19 protein-coding genes and 5 tRNA genes are annotated in these 19,754 nt (G+C 60.4%); 16 read left to right on the plus strand and 8 right to left on the minus strand.

Translation table 11 applies throughout. The annotated features are described in order from the left end of the window. Positions 1–130: 130 nt before the first annotated feature. Positions 131–1,573 carry a mechanosensitive ion channel domain-containing protein gene (locus ACTJK9_RS24275; RefSeq protein WP_440816815.1) on the plus strand — a complete coding sequence of 481 codons (1,443 nt, stop codon included), beginning with the start codon at positions 131–133 and terminating at the stop codon, positions 1,571–1,573. Between the two features lie 4 nt (positions 1,574–1,577). On the opposite strand, the gene ACTJK9_RS24280 is transcribed toward ACTJK9_RS24275, so the two are convergent. Next, on the minus strand, positions 1,578–2,165 hold the full coding sequence (locus ACTJK9_RS24280) for a GNAT family N-acetyltransferase (protein WP_221399134.1): 588 nt from the start codon (positions 2,163–2,165) through the stop codon (positions 1,578–1,580). A gap of 118 nt (positions 2,166–2,283) precedes the next feature. On the opposite strand from ACTJK9_RS24280, the gene xth reads away from it, so the two are divergent. Next, positions 2,284–3,078 carry an exodeoxyribonuclease III gene (xth, locus tag ACTJK9_RS24285; RefSeq protein ID WP_085612840.1) on the plus strand — a complete coding sequence of 265 codons (795 nt, stop codon included), beginning with the start codon at positions 2,284–2,286 and terminating at the stop codon, positions 3,076–3,078. Between the two features lie 100 nt (positions 3,079–3,178). Next, positions 3,179–4,006 carry an arylamine N-acetyltransferase family protein gene (locus ACTJK9_RS24290; protein WP_085612838.1) on the plus strand — a complete coding sequence of 276 codons (828 nt, stop codon included), beginning with the start codon at positions 3,179–3,181 and terminating at the stop codon, positions 4,004–4,006. 3 nt (positions 4,007–4,009) lie between these two features. Here ACTJK9_RS24290 and ACTJK9_RS24295 read toward each other — a convergent pair whose 3' ends face one another. Together ACTJK9_RS24295 and ACTJK9_RS24300 are read right to left on the minus strand one after the other, a co-directional pair. Beyond that, complete coding sequence (locus ACTJK9_RS24295; protein WP_085612837.1) at positions 4,010–4,339, minus strand: BrnA antitoxin family protein; 330 nt, start codon at positions 4,337–4,339, stop codon at positions 4,010–4,012. Further along, a complete protein-coding gene (locus ACTJK9_RS24300; protein WP_085612835.1) occupies positions 4,336–4,626 on the minus strand; it encodes a BrnT family toxin in 291 nt (96 codons plus the stop codon). Before ACTJK9_RS24300 ends, ACTJK9_RS24295 begins: the two co-directional genes overlap by 4 nt. A gap of 253 nt (positions 4,627–4,879) precedes the next feature. On the opposite strand from ACTJK9_RS24300, the gene ACTJK9_RS24305 reads away from it, so the two are divergent. Then, a complete protein-coding gene (locus tag ACTJK9_RS24305; RefSeq protein ID WP_085612833.1) occupies positions 4,880–6,400 on the plus strand; it encodes a nucleobase:cation symporter-2 family protein in 1,521 nt (506 codons plus the stop codon). 123 nt (positions 6,401–6,523) lie between these two features. On the opposite strand, the gene ACTJK9_RS24310 is transcribed toward ACTJK9_RS24305, so the two are convergent. Beyond that, positions 6,524–6,599: transfer RNA gene (locus tag ACTJK9_RS24310), tRNA-Asn, on the minus strand. Positions 6,600–6,827: 228 nt separating this feature from the next. Here ACTJK9_RS24310 and ACTJK9_RS24315 point away from each other — a divergent pair. Next, the gene (locus ACTJK9_RS24315; protein WP_039770137.1) at positions 6,828–7,058 is read left to right on the plus strand and encodes a hypothetical protein; all 231 of its coding nucleotides are present in this window, start codon (positions 6,828–6,830) and stop codon (positions 7,056–7,058) included. On the opposite strand, the gene ACTJK9_RS24320 is transcribed toward ACTJK9_RS24315, so the two are convergent. Next, positions 7,055–7,255 carry a hypothetical protein gene (locus ACTJK9_RS24320; protein ID WP_007956421.1) on the minus strand — a complete coding sequence of 67 codons (201 nt, stop codon included), beginning with the start codon at positions 7,253–7,255 and terminating at the stop codon, positions 7,055–7,057. The genes ACTJK9_RS24315 and ACTJK9_RS24320 overlap by 4 nt on opposite strands. A gap of 112 nt (positions 7,256–7,367) precedes the next feature. Then, positions 7,368–8,564: an amino acid aminotransferase gene (locus ACTJK9_RS24325; protein ID WP_085612831.1), complete on the minus strand. Its 1,197-nt coding sequence runs from the start codon at positions 8,562–8,564 to the stop codon at positions 7,368–7,370. 336 nt (positions 8,565–8,900) lie between these two features. Between ACTJK9_RS24325 and uvrB the strand changes: the two genes are divergently transcribed. Continuing rightward, a complete protein-coding gene (gene uvrB / locus ACTJK9_RS24330; RefSeq protein WP_011333338.1) occupies positions 8,901–10,916 on the plus strand; it encodes an excinuclease ABC subunit UvrB in 2,016 nt (671 codons plus the stop codon). A gap of 60 nt (positions 10,917–10,976) precedes the next feature. Here the strand turns inward: uvrB and ACTJK9_RS24335 are convergent, their stop codons facing one another. Further along, positions 10,977–12,467, minus strand: coding sequence for an MDR family MFS transporter (locus ACTJK9_RS24335; RefSeq protein WP_170844900.1), 1,491 nt, complete (start codon positions 12,465–12,467; stop codon positions 10,977–10,979). Positions 12,468–12,516: 49 nt separating this feature from the next. Further along, positions 12,517–13,566 (minus strand): HlyD family secretion protein, encoded by a 1,050-nt coding sequence (locus tag ACTJK9_RS24340; RefSeq protein ID WP_440816823.1) that lies wholly within the window; start codon positions 13,564–13,566, stop codon positions 12,517–12,519. A 230-nt stretch (positions 13,567–13,796) separates the two neighbouring features. Between ACTJK9_RS24340 and gltX the strand changes: the two genes are divergently transcribed. From gltX to ACTJK9_RS24390, 10 genes are all read left to right on the plus strand, one after another. After that, entirely contained in the window at positions 13,797–15,278 is a 1,482-nt protein-coding gene (gene gltX / locus ACTJK9_RS24345; protein WP_007956429.1) for a glutamate--tRNA ligase, read from the plus strand. 202 nt (positions 15,279–15,480) lie between these two features. Then, a tRNA-Ala gene (locus ACTJK9_RS24350) sits at positions 15,481–15,556 on the plus strand. A 79-nt stretch (positions 15,557–15,635) separates the two neighbouring features. Then, a tRNA-Glu gene (locus ACTJK9_RS24355) sits at positions 15,636–15,711 on the plus strand. A 53-nt stretch (positions 15,712–15,764) separates the two neighbouring features. Further along, positions 15,765–15,840 (plus strand) — tRNA-Ala (locus ACTJK9_RS24360). 78 nt (positions 15,841–15,918) lie between these two features. Further along, a tRNA-Glu gene (locus ACTJK9_RS24365) sits at positions 15,919–15,994 on the plus strand. A gap of 183 nt (positions 15,995–16,177) precedes the next feature. After that, positions 16,178–16,717: a TetR/AcrR family transcriptional regulator gene (locus ACTJK9_RS24370; RefSeq protein WP_039770145.1), complete on the plus strand. Its 540-nt coding sequence runs from the start codon at positions 16,178–16,180 to the stop codon at positions 16,715–16,717. Positions 16,718–16,747: 30 nt separating this feature from the next. After that, positions 16,748–17,581 (plus strand): alpha/beta fold hydrolase, encoded by an 834-nt coding sequence (locus ACTJK9_RS24375; protein ID WP_085612829.1) that lies wholly within the window; start codon positions 16,748–16,750, stop codon positions 17,579–17,581. Positions 17,582–17,628: 47 nt separating this feature from the next. After that, positions 17,629–18,090 carry an acyl-CoA thioesterase gene (locus ACTJK9_RS24380; RefSeq protein WP_440816827.1) on the plus strand — a complete coding sequence of 154 codons (462 nt, stop codon included), beginning with the start codon at positions 17,629–17,631 and terminating at the stop codon, positions 18,088–18,090. Positions 18,091–18,125: 35 nt separating this feature from the next. Beyond that, entirely contained in the window at positions 18,126–19,085 is a 960-nt protein-coding gene (locus tag ACTJK9_RS24385) for a tRNA dihydrouridine synthase (RefSeq protein WP_210709337.1), read from the plus strand. Between the two features lie 121 nt (positions 19,086–19,206). Then, a complete protein-coding gene (locus tag ACTJK9_RS24390; RefSeq protein ID WP_011333344.1) occupies positions 19,207–19,650 on the plus strand; it encodes an Hsp20 family protein in 444 nt (147 codons plus the stop codon). The last annotated feature ends 104 nt before the right edge of the window (positions 19,651–19,754 follow it).

Here is a 19,754-nt window from a genome sequence, read left to right on the forward strand (position 1 = left end):
CAGGCGCCACGTGCGCCTGCCGGTTTTTTTTGAGCGCGCGCAGTGGCGCTCATCCCGCCAAATCAATTACTCCTACACTGAGGCCAATCTGTGCGATCTTCTCGCGACTGGCCCCTGTCGGAGTTGTTTGATGCTGTCTCTGCTCACCGATCATCCGTTGTTTTGCGCCTTGATCCTGATCCTGGTCGATCTCGGTCTGTGGCGCCTGATCAGCGCCCACGGCAGCGCGTGGAAACTGCTGGTGCGGGTGCTGATTTTTGCCCTGTTCAGCATCCTGCTGTTCAACGAAGGGCTCAATCCGATGGAGCCTGCGCCGTGGGCCGACAATGTACCGTTGCACCTGGCGGCGACCGGGTTGCAGATCGGCTGGTGGCTGTTCGGCGCGCGCACCCTGACGGTTCTGATTGGCGCGGTGATGATGCAGCGGGTCGGGCACACCGGGCGGCTGTTGCAGGATCTGCTCGGTGCGGTGATCTTCCTGATCGCCATTATCGCGGCGCTGGCCTACGTGCTGGATCTGCCGGTCAAGGGCGTGCTGGCAACCTCCGGGGCGCTGGCGATCATCGTCGGTCTGGCGTTGCAGAGCACCTTGAGCGACGTGTTTTCCGGGATCGTGCTCAACACCACCAAGCCTTATCAACTGGATGACTGGATTTCCATCGACGGCACCGAAGGCCGGGTCACCGACATCGACTGGCGCGCCACGCGCCTGCAAACCAGTCAGGGCAGCATGGCGGTGATTCCCAACTCGCTGGCGGCCAAAGCCAAGATCATCAACTTCAGCCGGCCGAGCAATATGTTCGGGGTTGCCGTCAGCGTGCAGGTCAGCCCCCATGCGCGGCCCAGTTCGGTGATCGAGGCCCTGGAGCGGGCGATGCAGGGCTGTCGCCAATTGCTGGAGAGTCCCGCGCCGAGCGTCGCACTGAAGAACTCCAACAGCGCCGGCGCCGAATATGAAATCAGCGGGTTCGTCGCCTCGATGAGCGAAAAGCGCGTGGTGCGCAATCAGCTGTTCGACCTGGCGTTCCGGCACTTGCAAGCGTCCGGGGTCAATCTGCTATCGAGCGATGAGCCCGGCGTGGCGAGCAATCTCTCGCGCCCTCGGGCGTTGCTCGACAGCTCGCCGATTTTCTCCACCCTGCGTCAGGAAGAGAAAGAAACCTTCAGCCAGAACATGACCCTGCAAACTTTCCGGGCCGGTGAGATGATCCTCGCGGGCGGCGAGGTCAGCGATCACTTGTTCATCATCGAGTCCGGTGTGGTCTCGGTGACGCTCAAGCGCCATGGCACGCCGTTCGAGTCTGGACGGATGGGGCCGGGTGAGGTGATCGGCGAGGCGGGGATTCTGTCCGATACGTCGTTGCCGGCCGACTTCTCCGCCAAGACCTTCTGCGCGCTGTATCGCATTGAAAAGTCTTATCTCAAGCCGTGCCTGGACGCTCGTCACGACATCAACGACGCGATGCAGGCGCTGCTCGATTTCCGCCTGCACAAGGCGCAATCCCTGACGGAAGAAACCCCGGTGCTGGCGCCGAAAAAAGGGTTCCTGCAATGGCTGCGCAATCGCGTCTGAGCCTTCAGCGCAGGCCGTAATCCGCCAGTTTGCGTTCCAGGTTCAGGCGCACCTGCGGCCATTCGTCATCGATGATGCTGAAGCGCACCGAGTTGCGCTTGCGGCCGTCCGGCATGATGCGTTCGTGGCGGACGATGCCTTCCTGCTGCGCGCCGAGCCGCAGGATCGCGTTGCGCGACTTCTGGTTGTTCTCGTCGGTGGTGAACTGCACCCGAACACAATCGAGTACTTCGAAGGCGTGGCGCAGCATCAGGTACTTGGCCTCGGTGTTGACGAAGGTCTTCTGAAAACGTGCCGAAATCCAGCTGCTGCCGATCTCCAGCTTGCGGTTGAGCGGGTCGATTTTCCAGAACCGGGTCGAGCCGATCAGCTCGCCGGTTTCCTTCAATACGATGACAAACGGCATGACCGTCCCGGCCTCACGGCCGTCGAGGGCCTTCTTCAGGTAAGCGTCGACGGTGGTCGCCGACGGCACCACGGTGACCGTGAGGTTCCACAGTTCACCGTCGGCGGCAGCGCGGAGCAGGGCATCGGCGTCGGCGTATTGAAGCGGGCGCAGGATGATTCCCTGGCCTTGCAGCGTGGTTTGCATGAGCGGGTTCTCGGCGAATCGGGCGAGGGCCCATTACGCCGCACGGGAAGGATCCGACGCAACCGTCGCAGTGGGCGGATGTCAGAGTTTTTATCGGTCAATGGCAGGAACCCCGACGATGAAAAAAATGCGCATTGCCACGTTCAACGTCAACGGCCTGCGGGCCCGACTGCCAAACCTGCTGGAATGGCTCAGGCGCGAGCAGCCGGACATCGCCTGTTTGCAGGAGCTGAAACTGGTGGACAGCGCGTTTCCCGCCGCCGATCTGGAGGCCGCCGGCTACGGCGCCATCTGGCACGGTCAGGCTTCATGGAACGGCGTGGCGATTCTTGCCCGCGATGCGCAACCGCTGGAGAGCCGGCGCGGTTTGCCCGGCGATCCCGACGATAAACACAGCCGCTACCTCGAAGCGGCGGTGCACGGGGTGTTGGTGGGATGCCTGTACCTGCCCAATGGCAATCCGCAACCGGGGCCGAAGTTCGACTACAAACTGGCCTGGTTCGAGCGCCTGATCAAATACGCCAAGGATCTGCAAAGCAGCGATCACCCGGTGGTGCTGGCCGGCGATTACAACGTGGTGCCCACCGATCTGGATATCTACAACACCCGTTCCTGGCTCAAGGATGCGTTGTTGCAACCGGAGAGCCGCGAGTGCTATCAGCGTCTGCTGGATCAGGGCTGGACGGACTCTTTGCGGCATCTGTATCCCGAAGATCGGCTGTACACCTTCTGGGACTATTTCCGCCAGCACTGGCAGAAGAACTCCGGGCTGCGGATCGACCATCTGCTGCTCAATCCAAAGCTGAGCCCTTATCTGCACGAGGCCGGTGTGGATGCCTGGGTGCGCAACGAACCGCATGCCAGTGATCACGCACCGACGTGGATTCGCATCGATTCGCGTAAAAGACGCTAGCCGGTGATTGGTTAATTCAATTGTCGATTCGAGGCCCGGATCCCGTATACATGGCGACCATCGGCGGAACGATCCGCGCCCCATGCAAAAGGACCCAGCCATGAGCGAGCCACGCCTGACGAATCTGAAACAGTATCTGCAACGCCTGGGATTCGATACGCCCCCGACACCGACCCTCGAAACCCTGCGCCTGTTGCAACTGCGCCATACCGGCGCCTTTGCTTTCGAAAACTTGTCGACGCTGAGTGGCGAACCTGTGCTGATCGATCTGCCCTCCATTGAGCGCAAGGTCCTGAACGACGCCCGTGGCGGTTACTGCTACGAGCTGAACAACCTGTTTCTGGCCTTGTTGCTGGAGCTGGGGTTCGATGCGCGGGGCATCAGCGGGCGAGTGGTCATGAATCAGCCCGAGGGCAGCTGGACGGCGCGCACCCACCGCTTGAGCCTGGTGACCATTGACGACGTGCGCTACATCACCGACGTCGGCTTCGGCGGCATGGTGCCGACCGCGCCGCTGGTGCTGGATACCGACGCCGAGCAATCCACGCCTCACGAACCGTATCGCATCGAAGTGCAGGCCGATGGCTACATGCTACGGGCCAAAGTCGCCGGCGAATGGCGGCCGATGTACCTGTTCGACCTGCAACGCCAGGAAGACATCGATTACACCCTCGGCAACTGGTACGTGTCGACCCACCCGGACTCACCATTCGCCCAGCGCCTGATGGTGGCGCGTACCGGCGACGGCTGGCGGCGTACGCTGAACAACGGCAGTTTCGCCATTCACCGCATCGGCGCCGAGAGCGAGCGGCGCGAAGTGACAGATGTCGATGAACTGATCGAATTGCTGGAACGGGAATTTGGCCTGCACTTGCCGCACCAGCCCGGTGCACGAGAGGCTCTGGCGCGCTTGATTCAGCCAGTTTGAACGCTACGGTTTGACGTCCGGTTCCAGCACCCGCCGGATCTCGTTCACGGCCGCCGACAGTTTTTTCTCAAGGCTCTTGAGGTCGGTGGCGGTGATGCCTTGCTTGAATTGCCCGCTGGAATGTTCGAGTTCATCGGTTGCGTCTCGGCTGTTAAGCAATGCGTGGCGCAGGGTGTTGTTGATTACCGTCTGATAGCCAAACCCTTCCTCTTCGGCGACCGCACGTGCCGCTTCGATGACCGCATCATCAAGCATGATGGTGATGCGCGTTTTGCCCTTGGTGGGCGCCAATGCGCCGCGTTTGCCCTGAGAGAAGTCGTACTCGTCTTTCATCGGTCAGCCTCCAGAAAATATTCGCGACGTTCACTCGGTGTAGCGACACGTGCGGAAATGATTCGAACGAAATTCGGTTCGCGGTAACTGTACGCAACAACCAACAAACGTCCTTTGCCGTCGTTGCCGAGTGTGATCCAGCGTTGCTCGTCATGGTCGTTGTCTTCAATGGTCAGTGCTCGGTCGTCGTAGAAGACCGGTTCGGCCTCGGCGAGGCTGATCCCTCTGTGCTTGAGTTTGTTGGCAGCATTCTTGCTTTTGTCGAACTGAATCTTGAATGACTTCATTATGCATACTTTATATGTATAAAAAAGAGTGCGGCCGCGCCGTCGGTCGCCGTGAACACTTCAGCCTAGGCGGATAAAGCGTGGACTCGATTGGGGATGTGTTGCCGAATTTGTGGGATGAAAGCAGCGGGATAGAAGGTTGGGTGGCTAGCTAACCATTATGTGACTGACAAGTTGTATACAAGTCTATGGACATTTGTCCTGACTCTTGCATACAGTGTGTGCATAACAAAAACCAGGGAACTCCCCCACCATGAAAACGCCCCATGTTTCACACCAACGGCCCGAGGACGAGAATCTCGGGGTCGGCGCGAATATGGCTTACGGCCTGCAACACGTTCTGACCATGTATGGCGGTATCGTCGCGGTGCCACTGATCATCGGTCAGGCCGCCGGGCTTTCGCCGGCGGACATCGGTCTGTTGATTGCTGCTTCATTGTTTGCGGGGGGACTGGCCACGTTGCTGCAAACCCTGGGTTTACCGTTTTTCGGCTGTCAGTTGCCGCTGGTGCAGGGCGTGTCGTTCTCTGGCGTTGCCACCATGGTGGCGATTGTCAGCAGTGGCGGGGAGGGCGGCTTCCAGTCGGTGCTCGGCGCGGTGATAGCCGCGTCGTTGATCGGTTTGCTGATCACGCCGGTGTTCTCGCGAATCACCAAGTTCTTCCCGCCGCTGGTAACCGGCATTGTGATCACCACCATCGGCCTGACGCTGATGCCAGTGGCCGCACGTTGGGCCATGGGCGGCAACAGTCACGCCCCTGATTTCGGCAGCATGCAGAACATCGGTCTGGCGGCGGTCACGCTGGTGCTGGTGTTGCTGCTGAGCAAGGTCGGCAGCTCGACCATCTCGCGTCTGTCGATCCTGTTGGCCATGGTGATCGGCACGGTGCTGGCGGTGTTCCTCGGCATGGCGGACTTCTCCAGCGTCACCCAGGGCCCGATGTTCGGCTTCCCGACGCCGTTCCATTTCGGCATGCCGACCTTCCACTTCGCTGCGATCCTGTCGATGTGCATCGTGGTCATGGTGACTCTGGTGGAAACCTCGGCGGACATCCTGGCGGTCGGTGAAATCATCGGCACCAAGGTCGACTCCAAGCGTCTGGGCAACGGCCTGCGGGCGGACATGCTATCGAGCATGTTTGCACCGATCTTCGGCTCGTTCACCCAAAGCGCCTTCGCCCAGAACGTCGGGCTGGTGGCGGTGACCGGGATCAAGAGCCGCTATGTGGTGGCGACCGGCGGTATCTTCCTGGTGGTCCTCGGCCTGCTGCCGTTCATGGGCCGGGTCATCGCAGCCGTGCCGACCTCGGTACTCGGCGGCGCCGGTATCGTGCTGTTCGGCACCGTGGCGGCGAGTGGCATCCGCACGCTGTCCAAGGTCGATTACCGCAACAACGTCAACCTGATCATCGTCGCCACCTCGATCGGTTTCGGCATGATCCCGATTGCCGCACCGAACTTCTATGATCACTTCCCGAGTTGGTTCGCGACCATTTTCCATTCGGGCATCAGCTCGTCGGCGATCATGGCGATCCTGCTGAACCTGGCGTTCAACCACTTCACAGCGGGTAACTCGGATCAGCAGTCGGTGTTTGCGGCGGCAGAAGAGCGGACCCTGCGTTATCGCGATCTGGCAGCGCTGCGTGAAGGCGACTACTTCAGCGACGGCAAGCTGCATGACTGCGACGGCAATGAAGTGCCGGTGATCGATCCGGATGCGGATCACGGTCATGGCGTACCGAAGGCACATGCCAAGAGCAGCGAGCACGTCTGACCGTTGTAGTTGAATGAAAAGGGCCGATCAGCTGGAAAACTGATCGGCCCTTTTTCTATGTCGCCGTTTTTTTCAGCGCCCACTAAAAAGCCCCTGAATCTTTCGATTCAGGGGCTCTGTATTTGGCTCCACAACCTGGACTCGAACCAGGGACCCAGTGATTAACAGTCACTTGCTCTACCAACTGAGCTATTGCGGAATTGGTGCGTATGTTACTGATTTAAAAAGACTAGTCAAGCGCGAGATGTAAATTTGTTGGAAAGGTCAGGACGGGCGGCGGTTTATCGGCGATTGGCGGTTACCAGAACTCCACCAGAGGTCTACCATGGCCGCCCGGAAGTGGTCACACGCGCTGCCGGCCATTCGCCGAAAAGGTACGCGCCATGAATAGTCCCATCCTCACCCATTGTCCTGTCGAGGTGTTCGCATGAGCACCGCGCAAATCAGCCTGCCCAAAGGCGTTGGCCCACATGCCGAAAAGCTTTACGACGCGATCACTCAGGCCGGTACGGCTGAAGAGCTGAACCGCGCAGGCGGCAAGGCCGAAGGTTTTGTCCTCGGCCTAGAAAGCACCAAGGCCATCAAGAGCCAGATCGCCGAATCGCTCTACGTCGTTTATGACGATGCGGCGACTCAGCGTGCAGCGGAACTGGCTTAACCGCCGAACGTGAAGGTGCCGAGCATCAGTTTGGCGTACAGCATCGTCGCACCCAGTTGCACCAGCCACAGCGCCAGCCCGCCGAGAAACACCCCGGCCGCGACTTGCAGCACCAGGTTGTTGCCGCGTTTGGCCGGGGCGCGGGGGATGAAGTCATCCAGATCGTCGCGGTCAGCGCGCAGGTCATCGTTTTTCATGTCGTCTCTCTGAAATATCGTTTGGGTGCAGTCTAGAGGGTGTAGCGGCTTTTCTTCAGACAAATAAAAAACGGGAAGCGCGAAGGCTTCCCGTTTTCAGTGCGGCGCCGGATCAGATGACCTGAACGATGGCGTCCGTCACGGCTTCGATGTTGCTCTGGTTCAGCGCAGCGACGCAGATGCGGCCGGTGTCCAGGGCGTAGATGCCGAACTCGTTGCGCAGGCGATGAACCTGTTCGGTGGTCAGGCCGGAGTAAGAGAACATGCCGCGCTGACGACCGACGAAGCTGAAGTCACGCTGCGGGGCTTTCTTGGCCAGCAGAGCAACCATCTGCTCGCGCATGCCGCGAATGCGCAAGCGCATTTCAGCCAGTTCGGCTTCCCACTGAGCGCGCAGTTCCGGGCTGTTCAGCACCGCGGCAACGATGCTTGCGCCATGGGTCGGCGGGTTGGAGTAGTTGGTGCGGATCACGCGTTTGACTTGCGACAGGACGCGGGCGCTTTCTTCTTTCGATTCGCTGATGATCGACAGCGCACCGACGCGCTCGCCGTACAGCGAGAACGACTTGGAGAACGAGCTCGATACGAAGAAGGTCAGGCCGGATTCGGCAAACAGACGCACGGCAGCGGCGTCTTCGGCGATGCCGTCACCGAAACCCTGGTAAGCCATGTCGAGGAACGGCACGTGACCTTTGGCCTTGACCGCTTCCAGCACGTTGTTCCAGTCCGTCGGGCTCAGGTCGACGCCGGTCGGGTTGTGGCAGCAGGCGTGCAGCACGACGATCGAGCCATTCGGCAGGGCGTTGAGGTCTTCGAGCAGGCCGGCACGGTTCACGTCGTGGGTGGCGGCGTCGTAGTAGCGGTAGTTCTGCACCGGGAAACCAGCGGTTTCGAACAGCGCGCGGTGGTTTTCCCAGCTCGGGTCGCTGATGGCCACAACGGCATTTGGCAGCAGTTGCTTGAGGAAGTCGGCACCGATTTTCAGTGCACCGGTCCCGCCGACGGCCTGGGTGGTGACAACGCGGCCAGCCGCCAGCAGTGGCGAATCATTGCCGAACAGCAGCTTTTGCACGGCCTGGTCGTAGGCCGCGATGCCGTCGATCGGCAGGTAGCCGCGCGAGGCGTGCTGAGCGGCGCGAAGGGTTTCGGCTTCGATGACGGCGCGCAGGAGTGGAATTCGCCCCTCTTCGTTGCAGTACACACCCACCCCGAGGTTGACCTTATTGGTCCGGGTATCGGCGTTGAATGCTTCGTTGAGGCCCAGGATTGGATCGCGGGGTGCCATTTCGACAGCGGAGAACAGGCTCATTTTTACGGCAGCTCTAATGGAGAGTGGAGGGACGTGTGGCGCTCCAGCCGAATGCACTAGAGCGGTGCACAAACGGGGAGCTAGTATAGAGGCCATCATCGATCAATGGCGACAGGCGAATCGGCTTTTAAGGTAAGTTTTTCCGATTATTTCTCGACCGTTAGTCGAATGGACTTGTCGGAGACTTTACCGGATGTAGGACGTTTGCCTTGAAAGGCGAGGCAATCGGCTCCACATTCAGCACAATCTTCGTTTTTTCTTGCGCGACATCGGTCGTTTGCGGTCATTCTCATGGTGCTGCGGTTTGCCAGCAGTGTCGTGATTCCAGAGGTGTTTATGTCTGAATTCCAGCTCGTCACCCGATTCGACCCTGCCGGCGATCAGCCTGAAGCCATTCGCCTGATGGTCGAAGGCATCGAAGCCGGGCTGTCGCACCAGACGCTGCTCGGGGTGACCGGGTCGGGCAAGACCTTCAGCATCGCCAACGTCATCGCCCAGGTGCAGCGCCCGACCCTGGTGCTGGCGCCGAACAAGACCCTGGCCGCGCAGTTGTACGGCGAGTTCAAGTCGTTCTTTCCGAACAACGCCGTCGAATACTTCGTTTCCTACTACGACTACTACCAGCCCGAAGCCTACGTGCCATCGTCCGACACCTTCATCGAGAAGGATGCGTCGATCAACGACCACATCGAGCAGATGCGCCTGTCAGCGACCAAGGCACTGCTCGAGCGCAAGGACGCGATCATCGTCACCACGGTCTCGTGCATCTACGGTCTGGGCAGCCCGGAAACCTATTTGAAAATGGTCTTGCACGTCGATCGCGGCGACAAGCTCGACCAGCGTGCGCTGGTGCGGCGCCTGGCCGACCTGCAATACACCCGCAACGACATGGATTTCGCCCGGGCGACCTTCCGGGTGCGCGGCGATGTGATCGACATCTACCCGGCGGAATCCGACCTCGAAGCGATCCGCATCGAGTTGTTCGATGACGAAGTGGAGAGCATTTCCGCGTTCGACCCGCTGACCGGCGAGGTCATCCGCAAGCTGCCGCGCTTCACCTTCTATCCGAAAAGCCACTACGTGACGCCTCGGGAAACCCTGCTCGACGCCATCGAGGGGATCAAGGTCGAGTTGCAGGAGCGCCTGGAGTATCTGCGCAACAACAACAAACTGGTGGAAGCCCAGCGCCTGGAGCAGCGCACCCGATTCGACCTGGAGATGATCCTCGAACTCGGTTATTGCAACGGCATCGAAAACTACTCGCGCTATCTGTCGGGTCGTCCGGCCGGTGCGGCGCCGCCGACGCTCTACGATTACCTGCCAGCCGACGCCTTGCTGGTGATCGACGAATCCCACGTCAGCGTGCCGCAGGTCGGCGCGATGTATAAGGGCGACCGCTCGCGTAAAGAGACCCTGGTGGAATACGGCTTCCGCCTGCCATCGGCGCTGGACAACCGGCCGATGCGCTTCGACGAGTGGGAAGGGGTCAGCCCGCAGACGATTTTCGTCTCGGCCACGCCCGGCAACTACGAAGCCGAACACGCCGGCCGGGTGATCGAACAGGTTGTGCGCCCGACCGGTCTGGTCGACCCGCAGGTTGAAGTGCGCCCGGCGCTGACCCAGGTCGACGATCTGCTCTCGGAAATCACCAAGCGCGTCGCGGTAGAGGAGCGAGTGCTGGTCACCACGCTGACCAAGCGCATGGCCGAAGATCTGACCGATTACCTGGCCGATCACGGCGTGCGTGTGCGTTATCTGCACTCGGACATCGACACCGTCGAGCGGGTGGAAATCATCCGCGACCTGCGTCTGGGTACTTTTGATGTGCTGGTGGGGATCAACCTGCTGCGTGAAGGTCTGGACATGCCGGAAGTGTCGCTGGTGGCGATTCTCGACGCGGACAAGGAAGGTTTCCTGCGTTCCGAGCGGTCGCTGATCCAGACCATCGGCCGGGCGGCGCGTAACCTCAATGGCCGGGCGATTCTCTACGCGGATCGCATCACCGGTTCGATGGAGCGGGCCATCGGCGAAACCGAGCGTCGTCGCGACAAGCAGATCGCCTTCAACCTGGCCAACGGCATCACGCCGAAGGGCGTGTTCAAGGACGTCGCTGACATCATGGAAGGCGCCACCGTGCCCGGTTCGCGCAGCAAGAAGCGCAAAGGCATGGCCAAGGCCGCCGAAGAAAACGCCAAGTACGAAGCCGAACTGCGCTCACCGAGCGAGATCACCAAGCGCATCCGTCAACTGGAAGAGAAGATGTATCAGTTGGCCCGCGACCTGGAATTCGAAGCGGCAGCACAGATGCGCGACGAAATCGCCAAGCTGCGTGAGCGGCTGTTGGCCGTTTGACGGATCGTTCCCACGCTCTGCGTGGGAATGCAGCCCTGGACGCTCTGCGTCCGCTCAAGGTTAATGTGCCTCGCCGGCCTTCAGTCCGGCGGGCAATTTCTTGGTCAGCAAAATCGCCAGCATGCTGATCCCCAGCGCAATCCCGACAAAGTGAAACGCATCGTTGTAGGCCATGATCAGCGCCTGCTGATGGACGATTTCGCTCAATTTTCCCAGCGCCGCCGTGTCACTGCCGAACCGATCAGTCATCGACGCCAGGCGTTCGGCCACCTGCGGGTTGGTCGGCACCACCGCTTCACGCAGGTAATCGAAGTAGGTCTTGGTGCGCGCATCCAGCAGGGTGGCGAGCAGGGCGATGCCGATGGCGCCGCCGAGGTTGCGCAGGATGTTGAACAGGCTCGATGCCGAACCCGCGTCCTGCGGCAGGATATATGCTGTGGCGATCAGCGAAATGGTCACCATGATCAGCGGCTGGCCCAGCGCGCGGATGATCTGGATCTGGTTGAACTGCGGCCCGGCGAAATCCGGGTTGAGCACCCCGGATGAAAAACTCGCCAGCCCGAACAGGCCGAATCCGATCGTGCACAGCCATTTCGGCGAGACGAATTTCATCAGTTTCGGCACCAGCGGAATCAGAAACAGCTGCGGCACGCCCATCCACATGATCACTTCGCCGATCTGCAGGGCGTTGTAGTTCTGGATCTGCGCCAGATACAGCGGCAGCAGATAGATCGAACCGTACAGCCCAACGCCCATGCCGAGGCTGGAAATACTCGACAGCCCGAAATTGCGGTTGCGCAGGATACCCAGGTTGATCAGCGGATTGGGCTTGGAAATCTGCACGATCACAAAGGTGATCAGGCTCAGCAGGGCGATGCTGCCCAACGTCACGATCAGGCTCGACTCGAGCCAGTCCTTGCGATGGCCTTCCTCAAGAAAAACCTGCAGGCAACCGAGGCCGATACCCAGGGTGAGAATGCCGGTGTAATCGGTGCTTTTCAGCAGCTCCCAGTGCGCTTCTTTCTTCTCCAGCCCGTACATCAGCCCGGCGATCATGATCAGCCCCGGCGGGATGTTGATATAGAAGATGTATTCCCAGCCCCAGTTCTCCGTGAGCCAGCCGCCGAGGGTCGGTCCGATGGACGGGGCGAAGGTAGCGGTCATGGCAAACATCGCCATGCCTTTGGCGCGGTGATGTTCGGGGAGTTTGATCAGGGTCAGGGTGAATGCCAGCGGGATCAGCGCGCCGCCGGTGAAGCCCTGCATGGCGCGAAACACGATCATGCTCTCCAGGCTCCAGGCCATTGAGCACAGCAGCGACGAAATCAGAAACCCCAGCGACACCCACACCGCCAGCCGCCGTGCCGACAGCAACTGCACCAGCCAGGCGGTCAGCGGGATCATGATGATTTCCGCCACCAGATAAGACGTCGAAATCCACGAGCCTTCTTCCAGCGTCGCCGACAGGGCGCCCTGAATATCCTTGAGCGAGGAGTTGGTGATCTGGATGTCGAGCACCGCCATGAAGGCGCCGAGCATCACGCTCATCACCGCAATCCAGTCCCGCCGGGTCGGTTCGCCGACCGGGCGGATCAGTGAATCACCGGCCATTGTCGGCGGCGTCTTTGATATTCACGGTGGCGGTGACGGACATGCCCGGACGGATCTTGCCGTGCAGCGGGTTATCGGCCTTGAAGGTCAGCTTGACCGGAATCCGCTGCACGACCTTGGTGAAGTTGCCGGTGGCGTTGTCCGGCGGCAACAGGCTGAACTGCGCGCCGGAGGCGGCGAACAGGCTGTCGACCCGGGCCTCGATCGGCGTATCGCCGTAGGCATCGAAAAGCAGCTCGGCTTTCTGGCCCGGCTGCATGTGACCGATCTGGGTTTCCTTGAAATTGGCCTGCACCCAGATGTCTTCGTCCGGAACGATTGAAAGCAGATAGGCGCCGGCCTGCACCACCTGACCATTGCGCGCGGCACGCTGGCCGATCAGGCCGCTGATCGGTGCGTGGATTTCGCTGCGGGTCAGGTTCAGTTCGGCCTGGGCGAGGTCGGCGCGGGCGTTGGCAATCTGCGCATCGAGGCGTTTGATCTCGGCGGTCAGCGCGTTGACCTGCTGGCGCTGGCTCTGGGCATCGGCCTGGGCCTTGGCCACTTGCGAGCGAGCGATGTGGGCGTCGGCGGAGAGGGTGGTGACCCGCTCCTCGGAGACGTAGCCGGGTTTACGCAGGGTTTCTGCCCGCGACAAATCCATCTGCGAGCGCCCGAGGGTGGCTTGTGTGGTTGCCACTTGTGCATCGCTGGCGGCGATCAGGCTCGATTGCTGAGTTAATTTGCTCTGGGCCTGCAGGCGTTCGGCTTCGCGGGTGGCGAGGGCGGCATTGGCGCGATCGACGGCGAGGCGGAAATCATTCGGTTCGAGACGAATCAGCAACTGGCCTTTTTCCACATGCTGGTTGTCCTGCACCAGCACTTCCTCGATGCGTGCGCTCAACTGGCTCGACACGCGGGTGATTTCACCCTGGACATAGGCGTTGTCGGTGCTTTCATAAAAGCGTCCCTTGAAAAACCAATGGGCCAAAAAGCCCCCGGCAATCAGCAGGACCAGCAACAGGAAAATGAACAGACGACGCTTGAGTTGGGCAGGCATGGGCAAACTGTAGTCGAGGAATTGTAAGGAAAGTTATCAGCAGGCGAATCTGGCACACAGCCGATGAGCGGTAAATGCCGTCTGTTGATATTCGGCCATTCACCACGGCCAACGGGCGTTCCAGACGCAACCTTGGCTTAAATGCCCTGCCCGCTGGAGCGGGGCGGGTGTCGCCTGTTACCATTCGCCGCTTGATCGTTCTTTGCTTTTCATTCTTTTCGAGACATGCCATGACCACCGTCCGCACTCGCATCGCGCCATCGCCTACCGGGGATCCCCACGTAGGTACCGCTTACATCGCACTGTTCAACTACTGCTTTGCCAAGCAGCACGGCGGTGAGTTCATCCTGCGGATCGAAGACACCGATCAGTTGCGTTCGACCCGCGAGTCCGAACAGCAGATCTTCGACGCCCTGCGCTGGCTGGGTATCGACTGGAGCGAAGGCCCGGACGTCGGCGGTCCGCACGGTCCTTACCGTCAGAGCGAGCGCGGCGATATCTACCAGAAGTACTGCCAGCAGCTGGTCGACATGGGCCACGCCTTCCCGTGCTTCTGCACCGCTGAAGAACTGGACCAGATGCGCGCCGAGCAAATGGCTCGCGGCGAAACCCCGCGTTACGACGGCCGGGCGCTGTTGCTGTCCAAGGAAGAAGTCGCCCGTCGCCTGGCTGCCGGCGAGCCGCACGTGATCCGCATGAAGGTGCCGAGTGAAGGCGTCTGCGTGGTGCCGGACATGCTGCGTGGCGATGTCGAGATCCCGTGGGATCGCATGGACATGCAAGTGCTGATGAAGACCGACGGCCTGCCGACGTACTTCCTGGCCAACGTGGTCGACGATCACCTGATGGGTATCACCCACGTGCTGCGTGGCGAAGAATGGCTGCCGTCGGCGCCGAAACTGATCCTGCTTTACGAGTATTTCGGCTGGGAACAACCGGAACTGTGCTACATGCCGCTGCTGCGTAACCCGGACAAGAGCAAGCTGTCCAAGCGCAAGAACCCGACTTCGGTGACGTTCTACGAGCGCATGGGCTTCATGCCTGAGGCGATGCTCAACTACCTGGGCCGCATGGGCTGGTCGATGCCGGACGAGCGCGAGAAGTTCTCGCTGCAGGAAATGGTCGACAACTTCGACCTCAAGCGCGTGTCGCTGGGCGGGCCGATTTTCGACATCGAGAAACTGTCGTGGCTCAACGGCCAGTGGCTGCGTGATCTGCCGGTGGAAGAGTTCGCCGCTCGCGTACAGAAGTGGGCGTTCAATTCCGAATACATGATGAAGATCGCGCCGCACGTTCAGGGCCGCGTCGAAACCTTCAGCCAGGTTGCACCGCTGGCCGGATTCTTCTTCGCCGGTGGCGTGAACCCGGATGCCAAGCTGTTCGAATCGAAAAAGCTGTCGGGCGATCAGGTTCGTCAACTGATGCAGTTGATCCTGTGGAAGCTTGAGAGCCTGCGTCAGTGGGAGAAGGACAGCATCACCGCGACGATTCAGGCGGTGGTTGAATCCCTCGAGCTGAAGCTGCGTGACGCGATGCCGCTGATGTTTGCTGCAATCACCGGGCAGGCGAGTTCGGTGTCGGTGCTCGATGCGATGGAAATCCTTGGGCCGGACCTGACCCGTTTCCGTCTGCGCCAGGCGATTGACCTGCTTGGCGGCGTGTCGAAAAAAGAAAACAAAGAGTGGGAAAAGCTGTTGGGCGCCATCGCCTGATTGCGTTTGACTCTGCAGGACGCGCCGAAGGTCATGATCTTTTGATCATGTCCTTCGGCGTTTTCCCCCGAATTTACGGGGGGAGGGCGGTAAGTGATTGTAATGCCGACAAAAAATTTTGAATTTTTTCAAAAATAAGTTTGACAGCCTTTCGATACGCCCTTAAGATTCGCCCCGTCCTCAGCGATGACATCAACGATGAGGGGCTATAGCTCAGCTGGGAGAGCGCTTGCATGGCATGCAAGAGGTCGACGGTTCGATCCCGTCTAGCTCCACCAATTTACACTTCGAAGCCTGGCCACACCGGCTTCGAAGCGATCAACACTCAGCGTTGATCAGTTGTATAGAAGGGTTTGCGTCCCCTTCGTCTAGTGGCCTAGGACACCGCCCTTTCACGGCGGTAACAGGGGTTCGAGTCCCCTAGGGGACGCCAGTTTTACAGAAGCGATGTTGCAAGATGTCGCTCCGCCGAGAGGCGAAAAATCCGGGGCTATAGCTCAGCTGGGAGAGCGCCTGCATGGCATGCAGGAGGTCAGCGGTTCGATCCCGCTTAGCTCCACCAATTTACAGTTCAAGGTCTGGCCACACCGGCCTTGAATCGATCAGTACTCAGCGCTGATCAGTTGTACAGAAGGTTTGTGTCCCCTTCGTCTAGTGGCCTAGGACACCGCCCTTTCACGGCGGTAACAGGGGTTCGAGTCCCCTAGGGGACGCCACGATTACCCGCTCTGCGGGATTTTATAAGGGTCATTCAATTATTGAATGGCCCTTTTGTTTGTCTGGCGTTTGGCCAAATCCTCTTTTTCCTTAACACTGTGCTTCAGACCAGCGGTCACGCGTGTGACTTGCGGAATATTATTATGAGAATAATATTGCTATCGTAATATTCGGAGGCGACGATGAACGACAAGAAAGCTCAAACCCGCGAACGCATTCTCAAGGCCGCCAGTGCTGCACTGATCCAGCGCGGTCCGGCTGAACCGAGCGTGGGCGAAGTGATGGGTGCGGCGGGCCTGACCGTCGGCGGCTTCTATGCCCACTTCGAAAGCAAGGACGCCATGATGCTTGAGGCGTTCAAGCAATTGCTCGGTCGCCGTCGCGACCTGATTGCCGACATGGATAGCGAGCTGACTGGTGAAGAGCGCCGCGCTCTGGTAGCCGCGTTCTATCTGTCGCGCAAGCATCGCGATTCCAGCGATTCGGCCTGCCCGATTCCGGCCTCCATTGGTGAGCTGGGCCGTCTGCCGGAGGCCTTTCGGATCGCGTTGAACGAACACTTGGAATTGATGATTGCGCAGTTGGCCGCAGCGCCGGAAGACACCGACAAAGCGTTAGCCGACGTGGCCTTGATGGTGGGTGGCCTGGCGCTCGCGAGGGCGTTGGGTCCTGGGGATTTATCCGATCGATTGCTGCGCGCCGCCAAGTCGGCGGTGCGTTGACCTGAAGGCTACAAGCCCGGGGAGAGAGCGATGAGCACGTTGAAGTGGGTTCGCGGCGTTAATGGCACCTTGGGCTGGTTCGCACCGAAACTGGTGGCGAGCAAAATGCGGTTGGCGTTCATGACGCCGCGCGTGAATAAACCGAGGGACTGGGAATTGCCGCTGCTGGCGAAATCCGAACGCATCACCTTGCGCTTCGGTCTTTCGGCCCTGCGCTGGGGGCAAGGCCCGACTGTTTTGCTGATGCACGGCTGGGAAGGGCGGCCCACCCAGTTTGCCGCGTTGATCACCGCGCTGGTTGAAGCGGGTTACACCGTTGTCGCGCTTGATGGCCCGGCCCACGGTCGCTCGCCGGGGCGTGAAGCCAACGTGGTGCTGTTCGCTCGGGCGATGCTTGAAGCCGCTGCCGAATTGCCCCCGTTGCAGGCTGTCATCGGTCACTCCATGGGCGGCGCCAGCGCCATGCTGGCGGTGCAATTAGGATTGCGCACCGAAACCCTCGTGAGCATTGCCGCTCCGGCGCGGATTCTCGGGGTGTTGCGCGGGTTTGCCCGTTATGTCGGCATGCCGCCCAGGGCTCGCTCGGCGTTCATTCGTCAGGTCGAACAGGACGTCGGCATGCGCGCCGCCACCCTTGATGTCGCCCACTATCAACTGGATATGCCAGGCCTGATCGTGCATGCCGAGGACGACACCTTCGTTTCGGTCAAGGAATCCCAATTGATCCACGAATCCTGGTTCGACAGTCGCCTGCTGCGCCTGGAAGCCGGCGGCCATCAGCGCGTGCTGGCCGACCCCCGAGTGATTGATGGCGTGTTATCACTGCTGGCCGGGCGCAGCCTTCAGGCGCGGCAATCGGCGTAGTCATCCGTTACACTGCCCCGGTTGAATCATCTGACCGGGAGTAGGGCATGGGCTGGGATCGGGCAACGCCATTTACCATTGATCTGCAAGTGGGCGCCGAGGACATCGACGGGCTGGGCCACGCCAACAACGCGGTCTACGTGACCTGGCTCGAGCGTTGTGCCTGGCGCCACTCGCAGCGCCTGGGCCTGGATCTGGTCGAGTACCGGCGTCTGGATCGGGCGATGGCCGTGGTGCGACACGAAATCGATTACCTGGCCGCTGCCTACGAAGGCGATGAACTGCAACTGGCGACCTGGATCGTCGATTGGGATCAGCGCCTGAAAATGACCCGTCACTTCCAACTGATCCGCCCCAGCGACAACGCCACGCTGCTGCGCGCCCAGACCACCTTCGTCTGCATCGAGCTGTCCACCGGCAGGCCCAAGCGCATGCCTGCCGAGTTCATCGAGGGCTACGGCCCGGCCATACAGGCGGCAGACATGGGTTTAACCCGCGAAACCCAGTAAACTGCCGCACGTTTTTCCTTGAGTGTGTGTTTCCCATGCAAATTGCTCTGGCGCCGATGGAAGGGTTGGTCGATGACATCCTGCGCGATGTCCTGACCCGTGTCGGCGGTATTGACTGGTGCGTGACCGAGTTCATTCGGGTCAACGACCAGTTGCTGACCCCGGCCTATTTCCACAAGTTCGGCCCTGAACTGCTCAACGGTGCGCGTACCGCCTCCGGTGTGCCGCTTCGTGTTCAGCTGCTGGGTTCCGATCCGGTGTGCCTGGCGGAAAACGCGGCGCTGGCCTGTGAGTTGGGTTCTGAGGTGATCGACCTGAACTTCGGCTGCCCGGCCAAGACCGTCAACAAATCGCGCGGCGGTGCGGTGCTGCTCAAGGAGCCGGAGCTGCTCAACCAGATCGTCGAGCACGTGCGTCGCGCCGTGCCCGCACACATTCCCGTCACCGCCAAGATGCGCCTGGGTTTCGACAGCCCGGACGGCTCGCTGGTCTGCGCCACGGCGCTGGCCGAAGGTGGCGCCGAGCACATCGTGGTTCACGCCCGCACCAAGGTCGACGGCTACAAGCCGCCGGCGCATTGGGAGTGGATCCCGCGCGTGCAGGACGTGGTCAAGGTGCCGGTGTTCGCCAACGGCGATATCTGGAGCGTCGAAGACTGGCGCCGCTGCCGGGAAATCAGCGGCGTCGAAGACATCATGCTCGGTCGTGGTCTGGTGTCGCGCCCGGATCTGGCCCGTCAGATCGCCGCCGCCCGTGCTGGCGAGGAAGTCGTCGAGATGACCTGGACCGAACTGATGCCACTGATCCAGGACTTCTGGCTGCAAGCCAAAGCGCAAATGACCGCGCGCCAGTCGCCGGGCCGTTTGAAGCAGTGGCTGGCCATGCTGACCCGCAATTACCCTGAGGCCGTCGAGCTGTTTACCGTGCTTCGGCGTGAAACCGAGCCGGATCAAGTCTCGCGTTTACTGGGTTTGCCGGTCGCTGAAGCGGCCTGAAAAAAATCTGCAAATACGCTCTTGAAAACAAAACGCAGGTCCCTATCTAAGGGTTGCGCGATGCCGAATTCGGGTCGCGGAGACAAAAAAACTTGCTGATTGTTTTCAGGAGATTTGAATCATGAGTACTGCATTTTCCCTCGCTCCACTGTTCCGTTCCTCGGTGGGTTTCGACCGTTTCAACGACCTGTTCGAAACCGCCCTGCGCAACGAGCCAGGCAGCACCTATCCGCCTTACAACGTGGAAAAACACGGTGACGATCAATACCGCATCGTCGTGGCGGCGGCCGGTTTCCAGGAAGAAGACCTGGAACTGCAAGTCGAAAAAGGCGTGCTGACCATCAGTGGCGGCAAGCGTGATGCCAACGAAGGCGTCACGTTCCTGCACCAGGGCATTGCCCAGCGTGCATTCAAGCTGTCCTTCCGTCTGGCCGATCACATCGAGATCAAGGCCGCCGGCCTGAGCAACGGTCTGTTGAGCATCGACCTGTTGCGCGTGATTCCGGAAGAGGCGAAAGCCAAGCGCATCCCGATCAACGGGGCGCAGCCGGCTCTGCAACACTGAGTCACTTGCAGAAACAAATCGTCTGAACGGGCGATAAGCCGCTGAATGAAGGCCCCGATACGTCGGGGCCTTTTTTATGTGCGCAAGAAACGGCTGTTCGACTT

Source organism: Pseudomonas sp. 22082, assembly GCF_052046055.1.
Classification (GTDB): domain Bacteria; phylum Pseudomonadota; class Gammaproteobacteria; order Pseudomonadales; family Pseudomonadaceae; genus Aquipseudomonas; species Aquipseudomonas pharyngis.